This is a genomic window from Streptomyces sp. NPDC020898, assembly GCF_044333925.1.
Lineage (GTDB): Bacteria > Actinomycetota > Actinomycetes > Streptomycetales > Streptomycetaceae > Streptomyces.
Genome location: NZ_JBIRRV010000014.1, coordinates 270591 through 282579 on the forward strand (window position 1 = coordinate 270591; position 11989 = coordinate 282579).

14 protein-coding genes are annotated in these 11989 nt (G+C 71.0%); 7 read left to right on the forward strand and 7 right to left on the reverse strand.

Annotation, left to right across the window (positions count from 1 at the left end):
- Window positions 1-37: 37 nt before the first annotated feature.
- Window positions 38-733: a L,D-transpeptidase family protein gene (locus ACH4TV_RS35655; RefSeq protein WP_398405405.1), complete on the reverse strand. Its 696-nt coding sequence runs from the start codon at window positions 731-733 to the stop codon at window positions 38-40.
- 143 nt (window positions 734-876) lie between these two features.
- Complete coding sequence (locus tag ACH4TV_RS35660; protein WP_398405406.1) at window positions 877-1665, reverse strand: SDR family NAD(P)-dependent oxidoreductase; 789 nt, start codon at window positions 1663-1665, stop codon at window positions 877-879.
- 50 nt (window positions 1666-1715) lie between these two features.
- Between ACH4TV_RS35660 and ACH4TV_RS35665 the strand changes: the two genes are divergently transcribed.
- Complete coding sequence (locus ACH4TV_RS35665) at window positions 1716-2267, forward strand: hypothetical protein (RefSeq protein WP_398405407.1); 552 nt, start codon at window positions 1716-1718, stop codon at window positions 2265-2267.
- Here the strand turns inward: ACH4TV_RS35665 and ACH4TV_RS35670 are convergent.
- From ACH4TV_RS35670 to ACH4TV_RS35680, 3 genes are all read right to left on the reverse strand, one after another.
- The gene (locus ACH4TV_RS35670) at window positions 2258-3208 is read right to left on the reverse strand and encodes an SDR family oxidoreductase (RefSeq protein ID WP_398405408.1); all 951 of its coding nucleotides are present in this window, start codon (window positions 3206-3208) and stop codon (window positions 2258-2260) included. The two genes, ACH4TV_RS35665 and ACH4TV_RS35670, sit on opposite strands and share 10 nt — an antisense overlap.
- A 175-nt stretch (window positions 3209-3383) precedes the next feature.
- Window positions 3384-3929: a DUF6624 domain-containing protein gene (locus ACH4TV_RS35675; RefSeq protein WP_398405409.1), complete on the reverse strand. Its 546-nt coding sequence runs from the start codon at window positions 3927-3929 to the stop codon at window positions 3384-3386.
- Window positions 3930-3972: 43 nt separating this feature from the next.
- Window positions 3973-4392, reverse strand: coding sequence for an ATP-binding protein (locus tag ACH4TV_RS35680; protein WP_398405410.1), 420 nt, complete (start codon window positions 4390-4392; stop codon window positions 3973-3975).
- A gap of 262 nt (window positions 4393-4654) precedes the next feature.
- On the opposite strand from ACH4TV_RS35680, the gene ACH4TV_RS35685 reads away from it, so the two are divergent.
- Window positions 4655-5491 (forward strand): SDR family NAD(P)-dependent oxidoreductase, encoded by an 837-nt coding sequence (locus ACH4TV_RS35685; RefSeq protein WP_398405411.1) that lies wholly within the window; start codon window positions 4655-4657, stop codon window positions 5489-5491.
- Window positions 5492-5515: 24 nt separating this feature from the next.
- Here the strand turns inward: ACH4TV_RS35685 and ACH4TV_RS35690 are convergent, their stop codons facing one another.
- On the reverse strand, window positions 5516-6958 hold the full coding sequence (locus ACH4TV_RS35690; RefSeq protein ID WP_398405412.1) for a hypothetical protein: 1443 nt from the start codon (window positions 6956-6958) through the stop codon (window positions 5516-5518).
- A gap of 253 nt (window positions 6959-7211) precedes the next feature.
- Between ACH4TV_RS35690 and ACH4TV_RS35695 the strand changes: the two genes are divergently transcribed.
- The 5 genes from ACH4TV_RS35695 to ACH4TV_RS35715 all read left to right on the forward strand — a co-directional run bounded on the left by ACH4TV_RS35695 (window position 7212) and on the right by ACH4TV_RS35715 (window position 11009).
- Window positions 7212-8078, forward strand: a complete 867-nt coding sequence (locus ACH4TV_RS35695; RefSeq protein ID WP_398405413.1) for a helix-turn-helix domain-containing protein — start codon at window positions 7212-7214, stop codon at window positions 8076-8078.
- 3 nt (window positions 8079-8081) lie between these two features.
- On the forward strand, window positions 8082-8327 hold the full coding sequence (locus ACH4TV_RS35700) for a DUF397 domain-containing protein (protein WP_398405414.1): 246 nt from the start codon (window positions 8082-8084) through the stop codon (window positions 8325-8327).
- Window positions 8328-8604: 277 nt separating this feature from the next.
- A complete protein-coding gene (locus ACH4TV_RS35705) occupies window positions 8605-9144 on the forward strand; it encodes a hypothetical protein (RefSeq protein ID WP_398405415.1) in 540 nt (179 codons plus the stop codon).
- 34 nt (window positions 9145-9178) lie between these two features.
- Window positions 9179-9988 (forward strand): SAM-dependent methyltransferase, encoded by an 810-nt coding sequence (locus ACH4TV_RS35710; RefSeq protein WP_398405416.1) that lies wholly within the window; start codon window positions 9179-9181, stop codon window positions 9986-9988.
- A gap of 88 nt (window positions 9989-10076) precedes the next feature.
- Entirely contained in the window at window positions 10077-11009 is a 933-nt protein-coding gene (locus ACH4TV_RS35715; protein WP_398405417.1) for an alpha/beta hydrolase fold domain-containing protein, read from the forward strand.
- A gap of 238 nt (window positions 11010-11247) precedes the next feature.
- Here ACH4TV_RS35715 and ACH4TV_RS35720 read toward each other — a convergent pair whose 3' ends face one another.
- Window positions 11248-11889: an SRPBCC family protein gene (locus ACH4TV_RS35720; RefSeq protein WP_398405418.1), complete on the reverse strand. Its 642-nt coding sequence runs from the start codon at window positions 11887-11889 to the stop codon at window positions 11248-11250.
- Window positions 11890-11989: the final 100 nt, after the last annotated feature.

The following is an 11989-nucleotide window of genomic DNA, read 5'->3' on the forward strand; positions in this document are numbered from 1 at the left end:
TTCCGCCACCTCGGCGGGGCGGGACGCGGGCGTTTCGTCAGGTGCCCGGCTTGCGCCCGTACACGAAGACGTCGTCGCCCTTCTTCAGGAGCGACCAGTACTTCTTGGCGTCCTTCGTGGTCATGTTGACGCAGCCGTGCGAGCCCGGCGGGTTCCACATGCTGACACCGACCGAGTGGAAGGCCTGACCGCCGTCGAAGAACTGGCTGTATGGCATCGGGACGTCGTATATCGACGAGATGTGGTCGATGTCCCGCCAGTAGACCGACTTCAGCCCGGTGCGCGTCTCGTAGCCGTTGCGGCCGGTACGCACCGGCACCGGGCCGTAGACGAGACGGCTGCCGTCCTGGACCCAGCTCAGCTGGAGCGTGAGGTCGACGCACGCGATGCGGCCCTTGTTGACCGGGCACTTGCCGGCCTTGTTGGGCTTGTTCCCGACGGCCCGCTGCTTCAGCATCAGGTCCATCACGCCCCAGGTGACGGGACCCGCGTAGCCCACGTTGGGGGTGATGCCGTGCTTGTTCTGGAAGGCCCGGATGGCCTTGCAGTCAGCGGGGGACTGCACACCGTCGACCGGCCGCCCGAGGAACTTCTCCACCTTCTTCTGGTACGGGCCTGTCTGCGTCGTACAGCTCGCCGCCTGCGCCGGTGCGGTGCCGAGCGCGAGCGTCAGCGGCGCCACGAGCCCCGCGATCCCGAGCGCGACGGCTCCTCGTCTGCGTACGTCCCCCATGACAGAACCTCTCTCCCCTGCATGCTGCGTACGGGGCGCCCCCGCACGTTCTCTGCCAGCTAGACCGGCGTTCCGGGGGTTCGGTTGTAGAACAGCCCGGGCCGGGACGAAACGGTGACATTCGCTGGTGCGTCCTCCGTCGTTCACGACCGTGTGACCTGGCGGAATCCAGTGTTGACCGCAGTGAGGCCGCCGTCGACGCGCAGGGTGGTGCCGGTGATCCAGGACGCGTCGCGCGAGGCGAGGAAGGCGACGGCCGACGCGATGTCCTCCGGTTCGCCGACCCGCCCCAGGGGGTACAGCTCGCGCAGCGCCTCCAGTTCCGCGTCGCGCCCCGCCCAGGCCGTGGTCCGTACGGTGCCCGGCTCGACCAGGTTGACGCGGACCCCGCGGGCGGCGGCGTGCCCGGCGAGGGTGCGGGTGAGGGACGCCAGCCCCGCCTTGGCCGCGCTGTAGGCGTGGTTGCCGAAGGCCTGGACGCCGTTCACGGAACCGATGCTGACGACGGCACCGCGCCCGGAGGCCACCAGGTGCGGAAGCGCCGCGCGGCAGCAGCGGTAGGCGCCGGTCAGGGTGAGGTCGAGGTCGTGGGCCCACTTCTCGTCGGGCTCGTCCTCGAACAGGGGAGCGTCGGGTGTACAGCCGTAGGCGTTGTTGACGAGGACGTCCAGCGAGCCGAAGGAGGCGACGGCGTGTGCGACGGCGGCCTCGACCGAGGCGCGGTCCGCCACGTCGCACCCGAACCCCTCGCCCGCCAGGCCCCGTTCGCGCAACGCCGCCGCCGTACGCTCGGCCCCGCCGGAGTCGACGTCGGTCACCAGCACCCGCGCACCCTCCTCGGCCAGCCGCCGCGCGACGGCCGCGCCGATGCCGCGGGCAGCGCCCGTGACAAGAACCCCGTACCCCTCGAAGCGCCCTGTCTGTGTCGTCATGGGGTCGACGGTAGTGTCCCGGAGATCAACTGGACGGATACCGTGCGGACATGTCCGCGTTCTTTCAGCAACTCCCGGCCCTCATCGGTGTCGTCATCGGCGCCCTCGGCTCGTATCTGGCGGTTGTGCGGGTCGACCGGGTCCGCTTCCGCCGTGAGCGGGAGGCCCGTTGGGAGGAGCGGCGGCTCTCGGTGTACTCCGACTACGCGAGGACCCTCAAGGGATCCGTCACCCTCACCTACCGGGTCGCCTCCCATCTGGGGAACGACCCCCATCCGCACCCGCTGTCGCCCGAGGAGGCGGAGCCCCTGCTCGCCGAGGCGACCGTCGCGCGGGATCCGTCCGGGGAGGCGCTGATTCTCCTCGGCAGCCCGGAAGTGGTGGACAAGGCCCGGGAGTGGGTCGTCGCGGTGATGGAGATGGAACGGTTCCTGCGCGCGGGAACGCGCGACCCCCAGACCTGGCAGACGCTGCTGGAACGCCAGCGCGCCCGACGCGACGGCTACTACACGGCCGTACGGGACGACCTGGCGCTCCCGCCCGGGCATGCGGGGCGCTGGCCGCTCCCGCCGCCCGACCGGTCCGAACCGGCTCAGCGATAGCCCGTCACGTCCGCCGGCTTGCCCGCGTCCTGGACCTCGACCAGATAACGCCAGGCGTCCGGGCGGCTGCCGTCGAGGTCGGTGAAGCCGTAGGACTGGGCGAGCCCGCCGCTGGAAAGGGACTCGCCGTTCCAGCGCGCCACGTCGGGGTCGGCCGCCAGGGCCGCCACCGCGCGGCCCACGAAGCGCGGGGTCTCCGAGATGCCGAAGTGCGGGATGCGTTCGAGGGCGTCGCGCCAGTTCTCCTCGCCGACGCCGAAGTGTTCGAGCATGATCTCGGAGCGCATCCAGCCCGGGGTCAGTGCCACGGCGGTGGCGCCGCGCGGGCCGAGTTCGTGGCTGAGCGCGAAGGCCATGCGCAGGACGGACGACTTGGCGAGGTCGTAGAAGAAGGACACGCGGTAGGTGTCGCGGTTGTACTCGGCGGTGCCGTCGGTGACCTCGACCACCAGGCCGCCGGGGTTGCGCAGCAGCAGCGGCAGCGCGTGATGGCTGGTGATCGCGTGTGTCTCGACGGCGAGCCGGAGCAGTCTGAGCCCCTTGTCGAGGTCGTGCTCCCAGACCGGCTTCTCCCAGTCGAACAGGTTCTCGCCGCCCCAGATGTCGTTCACGAGAATGTCGAGGCGGCCCTGTTCACCGGCGATCCGGTCCACGAGGGCGCGCACCTCGGACGGCACGAGATGGTCGGTCGGCACGGCGATGCCCCGGCCGCCGGCCTCGGTGACCAGGTCGGCGGTGTCCTCGATGGTCTCCGGCCGGTCGTACTCGGAGCGTTTTTTCCGGGTGCTGCGTCCGGTCACGTAGACGGTGGCCCCGGCGGCTCCGAGTTCCACCGCGATGCCCCTCCCGGCCCCGCGGGTCGCCCCGGCGACCAGCGCGACCTTGCCTTCCTGCTCCCCGTCCTGTTTCCCGGCGGGCGGGTTCTCCGTCGTACTCGGCATGTGCGACCTCCTCCGTGCGTGACAACAAATGTGACCGCCCGGGCCCTCAGGACCGGCGTCACTTCAGGGTGTCGCGAATACCGGACATCTGCTGTCAGGTTTTCCGCAGGGGAAGCGCGAGCCGCTTCCATCGCGCGAACGCGCCCGTCAGACCCCGTCCGCCCGAGAGCGTCCTTCAGCGCCCGTCGCGCACCGCGTGCACGACATGCCGCAGCGCGGGCAGATGTTCCGCCAGCGGCTCAAGGCCCACGTCCTGGCGGCGTTCGTCGACCGTCTCGGGGTGACGGATCGGGTACGGGCAGAGCGTGTTCGCGTTGATACGGGTGCCGTAGAACTGCGGCTGGCCCAGTTCGACCGCGCAGTGGTCGGCGATGTAGGCGTGGTGCACGGCCGGGCAGCCGCCGTCCGCCACGGCTTCCGCGATCAGGTCGCGGCAGGTGAGCTGGAAACCGAGGTCGGCGGTGTGCAGCAGGATCATCAGGGCCGCCGTCGAGGCGGGCTCGCCGACCTGCCCGGCCTCGGGCCAGCCGCGACGGGCCACGACCGACCTCAGGGCGTCGGCGTTGGCGCCCCGGCACCGCGTCACGAAATGCCGGTTGAGCGCCGTGGGCACCTCGCGTGCCTGCCGGGTCAGCCGCTGGTCCTCCTCGGCCCGGCCCACCAGTTCGGCGGCCAGGGCGGCCTGGTGCGGCTCTGCCGCCGGGCCTCGTGCGGTCCCCATGGGCGGTGCACTCCTCATAGCGTTCTCCTGCCCCCGATGGCCTTCATGCCGTCTCTCCGGTGACCAGGGAGAACCACACCTTCTTGCCCGGGATGCCCGGGTCCGGCGGCGCTGTGCCCCAGTCGTCCGCGAGCGCGGCGACGATGTTCAGTCCCCGCCCGGACTCGGCCGCCGCGGTGGACGTACGCGGCCGGGGCAACAGGGGCGAGGGGTCCGAGAGGGTGACGCGCAGTTCGTGCTCGTCGTGTTCGAGCACGATGGCGATCGAGTCGCCCGGCCCGACGCCCGTGTGCCGGACGGCGTTGGCGAACAGCTCGTCCGTCGCGAGGACGGCGTCGTCGAGCAGGTGCGACAGCTGCCAGAGGGTGAGGTGCGCGGCCACCGTGCGCCGTACCCGGGCCGCGCACGAAGCGCGCGCGGGGACCGCGACCTGGAACAGGCGGGGCCTGCTGAGGGAGATCAAGGGAGCCTCACCATGTAGTCCACGTATGCATGCGTGCCAGGCGATCCAGGCGTTCCGGCCGGTCCGGGTAATCGGTCCGGCACGGAGGTTCGGTGACGGCGGGGTGAGCCTTGCGGGGATGTCTCGGGTGCCGTCATCGGTGCTCCTTCCGGTACGCCGGTGCTGTTGTCGCAGACAACAGCACCGGGGGCCTGCCGGGCCAGGGAGTGCGGGGGTTGTCCGGTTGCATATGCGTAGTGGCGGGGGCGGTAGGTTCCCGTTCATGGTGTACGTGAACGAAGGCCGGGCCGCCGGCCTGCGGTGCGGCTTCGCAGGCCGGGCCGGGGTACGGGGCAAGAGGGTGCTCGTCACCGGGGGCACCCGCGGGCTCGGCGAGCGGATCGTGCGGCTGCTGCTCGCGGAGGGCGCGCGGGTGGCGACCTGTGCGCGCACGGAGGCCGGGCTGACGGCCCTCGCGGCCTCCCTCGACGAGGAGGCGCGCGGCCGGTTGTTCACCGAGGTACTGGACGTGGTGGAGCCCGATCGGCTGGAGGACTTCGTCACCGCTGCGGGGAAACGTTTCGGCGGCGGTCTCGACGGTGTCGCCGCCTGTGTCGGCGGTTCCCGGGGCGGTCGTCTGGAAGGGTCCCGGGCGCAGGACTGGACGGACACCTGGGAGCTGAACGCCGGTCACACGGCCCGGCTCGTCCGGGCCGCGCTGCCCGCGCTGCGGGCGGCCGGCGGCGGCTCGGTCGTCGTGATCGCGTCGATCTCCGGGTGGAAACCGGGGCCGTACGCGCAGTACGGCGCGGCCAAGAGCGCCCAGATCCATCTGGCGGCCTCCCTGGCCCGCGAACTCGGCCCCGACCGCATCCGCGTCAACGCCGTCTCCCCGGGCTCGATGCTGATCCCCGGCCGCCGCTGGGACCGGATGCGCACGGAGGAACCGGAGGCCTACGCGGCCTTCACCGCCGCCGAGCTGCCCGGCGGCGAACCCGTCACCCCCGAGGAGGTCGCGGACGTGGTCGCCTTCCTGCTCTCCGACGCGTCGAGCGGCGTCTCGGGCGCCCATCTCCCGGTGGACCGGGCCCAGAACGCGCCGACACCGGACGGTTACTGACGTACGGCCGAAGCAGCGGAACCCCTACGCCACCGCCCCCAGTACCGGCCGGGACCTGTGCTCGAACTCCTGCACCATCGGCTCCCCGCGGTGCGGGGCGAGCCGGCCGCGGAAGTCCCGCAGGGCCTGTATCGAGCGTTCACTGTGTACGCCGCTCAGCGCGTCGAGCGCCTCCGTCGCCGTGCCGATCGCCTCGTCGAGGCGGTGCTGCTGGAGCTGGGCCGTCGCCAGCACCGAGCGGCTGATGGCCTGGCGCCGGCGACGGTCCGCGTGGGCGCGTACGGATTCCACGGCGGTGTTCTCCGCCTGTGCCGCCCAGCCCAGATCCCGGAAGCACAGGGCCGATTCCGCCTCCAGGTAGTGGTGGTCCAGGAACCGCACCCAGGGTGACTCCTGGGCACTCCCACGGCTCGCGGCCAGCTGCTGCTCGGCCTCGCGCAGCGCCTCGGAGGTCTCGCGGGCGCGGCCCAGCGCGGCGTGGCCCCGGGCGGACATGGCGTACAGCCGCATCAGGCCGAGCGGGCTGCCCGAACCCTTTGCCGTGGCGAGGCCGGCCCGGGCCAGACACACGCCCTCGTCGGGGCGGCCGAGGCTGGTCGCCAGATGGGACAGCCCGGCCAGGATCTGTCCGCCGAGCACCCGGTCGCGCCCCTCGGCGCAGAGCCGCAGCCCCTGGATCATGTAGCGCTGCGCCAGCCCGTACTCCCCCGCGTCGTACGAGCTCCAGCCGGCCATCGCCGCGAGGCGGGCCGCGGCGGCGAACAGCTCCCGCAGCGGGGCCGGGGCGACGCCGCGCTGCTGGAGCATGGGGATGATCTCGGTGGACAGGTAGTGCACGATGCTGGTGCGGACCCCGCCGCCCCCGTAGTGGTTGTCCATCTCGTCGAACATGCCGATCATCGCGTGGACCTGTTCCACCGGCCCCCCGGCGTCAACCGCGAACCCAGGACGGACACCTCCCGGGTCGCCACCCCCCTCGCCGCTCCCGGTGTTCTCCAACAGCCAGAGCAGCCACTCGCGCTGAGGGTTCGTCAGGGCGCCCGGGACGAAGGGGACCGCGCCGAGGAGCGTGCGCCGGGAGATGTCGGTGCAGCCGAGTTCCGCCAGGGTGTGCAAGGTCTCCGCCACGTCGTCGCCGTACACAAGTGCCCTGCCCACGACGGGGCGTTGCTGGTCGGGGAGGAAGCCGAGGTCCGCCGGGGACAGCGGGCGGGCGAGCCGCTCGCAGAGGACGGCGGCGATCAGCTCGGGTGTGGCGCCCCGGGGCTGCTGGCCCTGGAGCCAGCGGGTGACCGACGCCTTGTCGTAGTTGGTGTCCACGCCCTGGCGGCGGCCCAGGTCATTGACGCGGTGCGCGAGCGAGGCGTACGAGCAGCCGGCGTCCTTGAGCGCGGTTGCCAGCGCCTTGTTGCTTCCGCCCGTGCCCTTGCCCGGGCTTCTCGGTTGTCCGTTCGTCACGGCGGCCATCCAGGTCTCGCATCACGTCGGGTGGGGCTTCGTACCTGTCCGGTCTGCCGGGACGTCAACTTCCCGGAGGACGGACGAGGTTCGGTGGCGGTGCCGCACAGTGTGCGGCACGTCACTCGATCACTATGGTGACGGACAGGCACAGCTCGCAACCTTCGTTCTGATAATTTCAGAATGAAGCGCAAAGCCCTGTCGGTGTCAACCGAAGACGTGGCACACTGCCCGCTGTGACGGCGGTCCCTGGAGGTACCACGTGAGCGAGAACCGCTCAGGCGGAAGTGCCCCCACCGTCCTGCGGATGGTCCTCGGAAAGCGTCTGAGGCATCTGCGGGAGCGGGCAGGGGTGTCCTTCGAGGACGCGGCACGGGCGATCGAGGTCACACCGTTGACGGTCCGCCGGATGGAGAAGGCCGAGGTCGGCCTCCGCATCCCCTACGTGAGGGAGCTGCTGCGCACCTACGGGGTCCTGGCCGAGGAGATCGACGGTTTCCTCAACCTGGCCAGGGAGGCCAACCAGCCGGGCTGGTGGTACACGTACCGCGACGTACTGCCGGACTGGTTCAGCGCCTATGTGAGCCTGGAGAGCGAAGCCACCGTCATCCGGCTCTACGAACCCCACTACGTCCCCGGCCTGTTGCAGACCCGCGACTACGCCGCCGCGCTGCTGCGCGTCGGCTTTCCCAACAAGAGCCACGAGGACATCCAGCGCATGGTCGACCTGCGGCTGAAGCGCCAGGATCTCCTCGACAAGCCCGAGGCGCCCGCCGTCTGGGCCGTACTGGACGAGACCGTGCTGCACCGGCCCGTGGGCGGGGCCGAGGTGATGCGGGCTCAGATCGAGCGTCTCATCGAGGTGTTGGAGTATCCGAAGGTCCGGATCCAGGTCATGCGCTTCAAGGCAGGTCCGCACCCGGGAGCCTTCGGTCCCTTTCACTACTTCCGATTCGGCTTCTCCGAACTGCCCGACGTCGTCTACACGGAGAGCCTCGCCGGCGCGCAGTACTTCGACCAGCCCGCCGACGTCGTGACGTACCTGGAGGTACTGGACCGGATGTCCGTACAGGCGGAGCCGGTCGCTCGGACCAGGGAGACCCTGGCAGCACTGCGTAAGGAGTTGTGAACCATGGCAACCGACGGAACCGTCCACAGCGGCATGGCCGCGTCCGAACTCGGCTCCGAGGGCTGGCACAAGCCCTGGAGCGGTACCAACGGCGGAAGCTGCGTCGAGGCCAAGCGGCTGCCCGACGGCAGCGTCGCGTTCCGGCAGTCCAAGGACCCGGACGGGCCCGCGCTGGTCTACTCCCGGGACGAGATGGTGTCGTTCCTGGAGGGCGCGAAGTCCGGCCAGGCCGACTTCCTGATCGCCTGACCCTCCGCCCGACCCACCCGAATCACCAGACCCACGCGCCGTCGCGACCGGCGGGCGTCCGGCGCGCCACCACACCCGCACAACCGGACAACCCGCACGCGCACTCCCGCCGTGCGGGGGTCCCGTACACACTGAGGGAGTTGACGCACACCCGCACGCAGCACTCTGAAGGGAGCGGCATGCGCACGCCGCCTCGCGTCCCGGGCCGAGCCATACCGACCGGGCGTGCCGGCACTCCCCTGCCGGGCCGCTCCCGAGGAGCGGGGACGCCCCCGCGATGAGCCTGCCGCAAAGCGTCGCGGAGACCGTCGCCCCGTACCCGACCCTGGTCGTCGAGGGCCACGAGGGCGTCCGCCGCACCCGTCTTCTCACCGAACTGGCCCGCTCCGGCTTCCCGTTGCGGCGGACGCCGGGCGGTCTGCACCACCTGGATCCGACCCGGCCGTACCGCGATCTGCTGTCCGCGCCGGGCCGGTTCGTCATCGACGGCGGCATCATCGGGGAACTCGTCTACGGGCCACTGCGCCACGGACGCTCCCGGGTGACCTGGATCCAGGCACTCGACTTCGCCGAGGCGGTCGCCGAACGCGACGGCGCCATGCTCCACCTCACCGGAGGTGAACACGGCGACGACGGTTCGGAGTCCTCGGCCGCCGCCCTCGCGTACGGCCGGGTGTTCCGGACACTCGCCCAGCACGTTCCCGTCGTCACCGTCGACGTCACCGAGTTGTCCGCCGAACCGGGTCGCCGCATCCGTGCACCCGCGCCTCGGCAGTCCCAACTCCGTTACCCGACACGGCAGTTGACGGTAGGTTAGCGAAGTCCGCGCGAGGCAAGTCAGGAGAACCCCGATGGCAGACGACCAGCCCACCCCAGACCAGGAAGCACTGTCCAAGATCGACACCACGGTGCCGCACTCCGCCCGCATCTGGAACTACTGGATGGGCGGCAAGGACAACTACGAGGTCGACCGCGAGGCGGGCGACGCGTACCGCGAGATCGCCCCCAACATCGAGACGATGGCCCGGGCCTCGCGCACCTATCTCATCCGCACGGTCACCTTCGTGGCCCGCGAGCGCGGCATCCGCCAGTTCCTCGACATCGGCACCGGGCTGCCGACGTACGACAACACGCACCAGGTGGCCCAGAAGGTGGCCCCCGAGTCGCGCATCGTCTACGTCGACAACGACCCGCTCGTCCTGCGGCACGCCCAGGCCCTACTCACCAGCACCCCCGAGGGCACCACGGACTACGTCGACGCGGATCTGCACGAGCCCGAGACGATCATCGAGGCCGCGAGCAAGATCCTGGACTTCCGCAAGCCGGTGGCGCTGATGCTGATGGGCATCCTCGGCCATGTCCAGGACTGGGAGAAGGCCAAGTCGATCACCCACCGCCTCCAGGCCGCTCTGCCCCCGGGCAGCTACTTCGTGCACTACGACAGCACGGACACCGACGAGGAGCTGAAACGCGCCCAGGACGGATACGACGACACGGGCGCCGTCCCCTACGTCCTGCGCAGCCCCGACAAGCTCTCCGCGCTCTACGAGGGCCTGGACCTGCTGGAGCCGGGCATCGTCTCCTGCCCCCTGTGGCGCCCGGAGCCCGGCACCTCGCCCGAGCCCACGGACGTGTACGGCGGGGTCGCCCACAAGCCGTAGCCCACTTTCGGTGTACCGAGCGGTCGTGTTTAATGTCAGCCTGTCGATCGACAGGATTCCTGGCAATAGCCCGACCGATCGGAACCGCGTGTCCCTCCTCGCCAGGCCTGCGGTGGCCTCCTTCATCGCCAAGACGGTGCAACGTCTCCTCAAGCTGGCGGACCGGCGCTCCGGCGAGCGGGGTCCCGCCGCCTCGGCCCACGCCCGCCTCCCCGAATTCCCGCGCGACACCCGCGAGTTGATGGTCCCGACGTCTATCGCCCCGGCCCGGATCGTGGTGTACCGGCCCGCGAACGGGGACCCGGCCCCGCCGGTCCACGTCAACTTCCACGGCGGCGGCTACATCATGCCGGTGACGGAGACCGACGACGCCTTCTGCCGGGCCGTCGCCGCGCAGGCGGGGGTGGTGGTCGTCAACGTCGACTATGTGGTCGCCCCTCAGCACCCGTTCCCCGCCCCGCCCCGGCAGGCGTTCGAGGTCGTCCGGTGGATCGCCGCGCACGGCGACGAGCACGGCTGGGACGGCGCCCGGCTCACCGTGGGCGGGCAGAGCGCCGGCGGTGGTCTCGCGGCGGCCGTGGCCCGCCAGGCCCTGGAGGAGGGTGGCCCTTCGATCGCGTTGCAGGTCCTGCTCTACCCGCCGCTCGACCTCTCGATCGCCGCGAAGGACAAGCCCGCCGCGATCGCCAAGCCGATGCTGCGCCCGTGGATGGGTGAGGTGTTCGACAGTGCGTACGTACCGGATGTGGCCGAGCGCGCCGACCGGCTCGTCTCCCCCGCGGGCGCGAAGGACACCGCCGACCTCAAGGGCATCGCTCCGGCCCTGATCGTCACGGCCGCGTACGACCGTCTCCGGGCGGAGGGCGCACGCTACGCCGAGCGGCTGCGGCAGGTGGGATCACTGGTCGAGCACCATGACATGGCCGGGGTCGACCACGGCTACGACATCAAGGACGACGAGAAGGCCCGGGAGAGCTACGCCTTCATCGCCGGCCACGTACGGCAGGCCACGACGGCCTGAGCGCATTGCCTCCGGCTCGTCCGGCGTCGAAAAGTCGAGGCCGATGCCGCCCAGGCCATGTTTCCCACCCACCCGCCCGTCTCGGCACGATTGCCAGGCGCCCTTGAACCTCTCGGCCGGCCCGCATCCCCAGCCCGTCCGGCGTTTGAGGACGAGGCCCGTTCAGGGCCGACAGCGGGGGTCTGGGGGCGGCAGCCCTCAGGGATGGGACGGGGTAGGGGCGGCGGGGGCGAAACCCTCACGCAGGAGGCGGCGCGTAGGCCTTCGTCGTGTTCTCGACCGCCGCCGCGACCTCGTCCGCCGGCGCACCGGAGGCGGCGTGGGCGACACCCCACGCCTCGCTGCTCCGGGTCGCGAACTCCCGCCCCTCCGGCGAGGTCGGCCACGCCTCCCCGTCCAACGTGCCACCGCCCAGGTACACGTCCAGGCCCAGCAGGGCCCCGTCCCAGCCGACGCCGACCGCGCCCGGCCCGAACTCTCCCCAGAAACCGGGGTCGACAACGGCCGCGTGTTCGAGTTCGAGGACGGTCGCGCCGTCCTCCCCCGGGGACAGCCGTACGGTGACCTCGCCGACGTCCTTCTCGGTGGCGTTCTCGCCGTAGACCCAGGTCACCTTGAGCAGCCGGGGCGGCTCGCAGCCCACGATCTCGCCGCCGGCGTTGCCCTTCAGCTGGTAGGTGCCGCCGAGCTTGAGGTCACCGGTGACGGGCAGGAACCAGCGCGCGATGCGCTCCGGGTCGGTACAGGCGTCCCAGACGTCCTCGATGTCCGCGTCGTAACTCCGGCGCAGGACAACGACCTTGCCCTCACCCGCGGGGATGTTCCTGGTGCCGAGCTCACGGTGAACGGCGTTGATCCTGCCGACGATGTCCATATCCATGCCACTGAGCCTTTTCCATCCTCAGTCTGAGCTGGCCAGTTGGAGGGTGAGGACAGCTTGGACGAGGCTCGTGATCCGGGTCGTCGAGCATCGGAGCTTG

What these genes read in the sequence shown, in the direction of transcription:
- ACH4TV_RS35655 (WP_398405405.1), bottom strand. Translation starts at nt 733, where the DNA reads ATGGGGGACGTACGCAGACGAGGAGCCGTCGCGCTCGGGATCGCGGGG.
- ACH4TV_RS35660 (WP_398405406.1), bottom strand. Translation starts at nt 1,665, where the DNA reads ATGACGACACAGACAGGGCGCTTCGAGGGGTACGGGGTTCTTGTCACG.
- ACH4TV_RS35665 (WP_398405407.1), top strand. Translation starts at nt 1,716, where the DNA reads ATGTCCGCGTTCTTTCAGCAACTCCCGGCCCTCATCGGTGTCGTCATC.
- ACH4TV_RS35670 (WP_398405408.1), bottom strand. Translation starts at nt 3,208, where the DNA reads ATGCCGAGTACGACGGAGAACCCGCCCGCCGGGAAACAGGACGGGGAG.
- ACH4TV_RS35675 (WP_398405409.1), bottom strand. Translation starts at nt 3,929, where the DNA reads ATGGGGACCGCACGAGGCCCGGCGGCAGAGCCGCACCAGGCCGCCCTG.
- ACH4TV_RS35685 (WP_398405411.1), top strand. Translation starts at nt 4,655, where the DNA reads ATGGTGTACGTGAACGAAGGCCGGGCCGCCGGCCTGCGGTGCGGCTTC.
- ACH4TV_RS35690 (WP_398405412.1), bottom strand. Translation starts at nt 6,958, where the DNA reads ATGGCCGCCGTGACGAACGGACAACCGAGAAGCCCGGGCAAGGGCACG.
- ACH4TV_RS35700 (WP_398405414.1), top strand. Translation starts at nt 8,082, where the DNA reads ATGGCAACCGACGGAACCGTCCACAGCGGCATGGCCGCGTCCGAACTC.
- ACH4TV_RS35705 (WP_398405415.1), top strand. Translation starts at nt 8,605, where the DNA reads ATGAGCCTGCCGCAAAGCGTCGCGGAGACCGTCGCCCCGTACCCGACC.
- ACH4TV_RS35710 (WP_398405416.1), top strand. Translation starts at nt 9,179, where the DNA reads ATGGCAGACGACCAGCCCACCCCAGACCAGGAAGCACTGTCCAAGATC.
- ACH4TV_RS35720 (WP_398405418.1), bottom strand. Translation starts at nt 11,889, where the DNA reads ATGGATATGGACATCGTCGGCAGGATCAACGCCGTTCACCGTGAGCTC.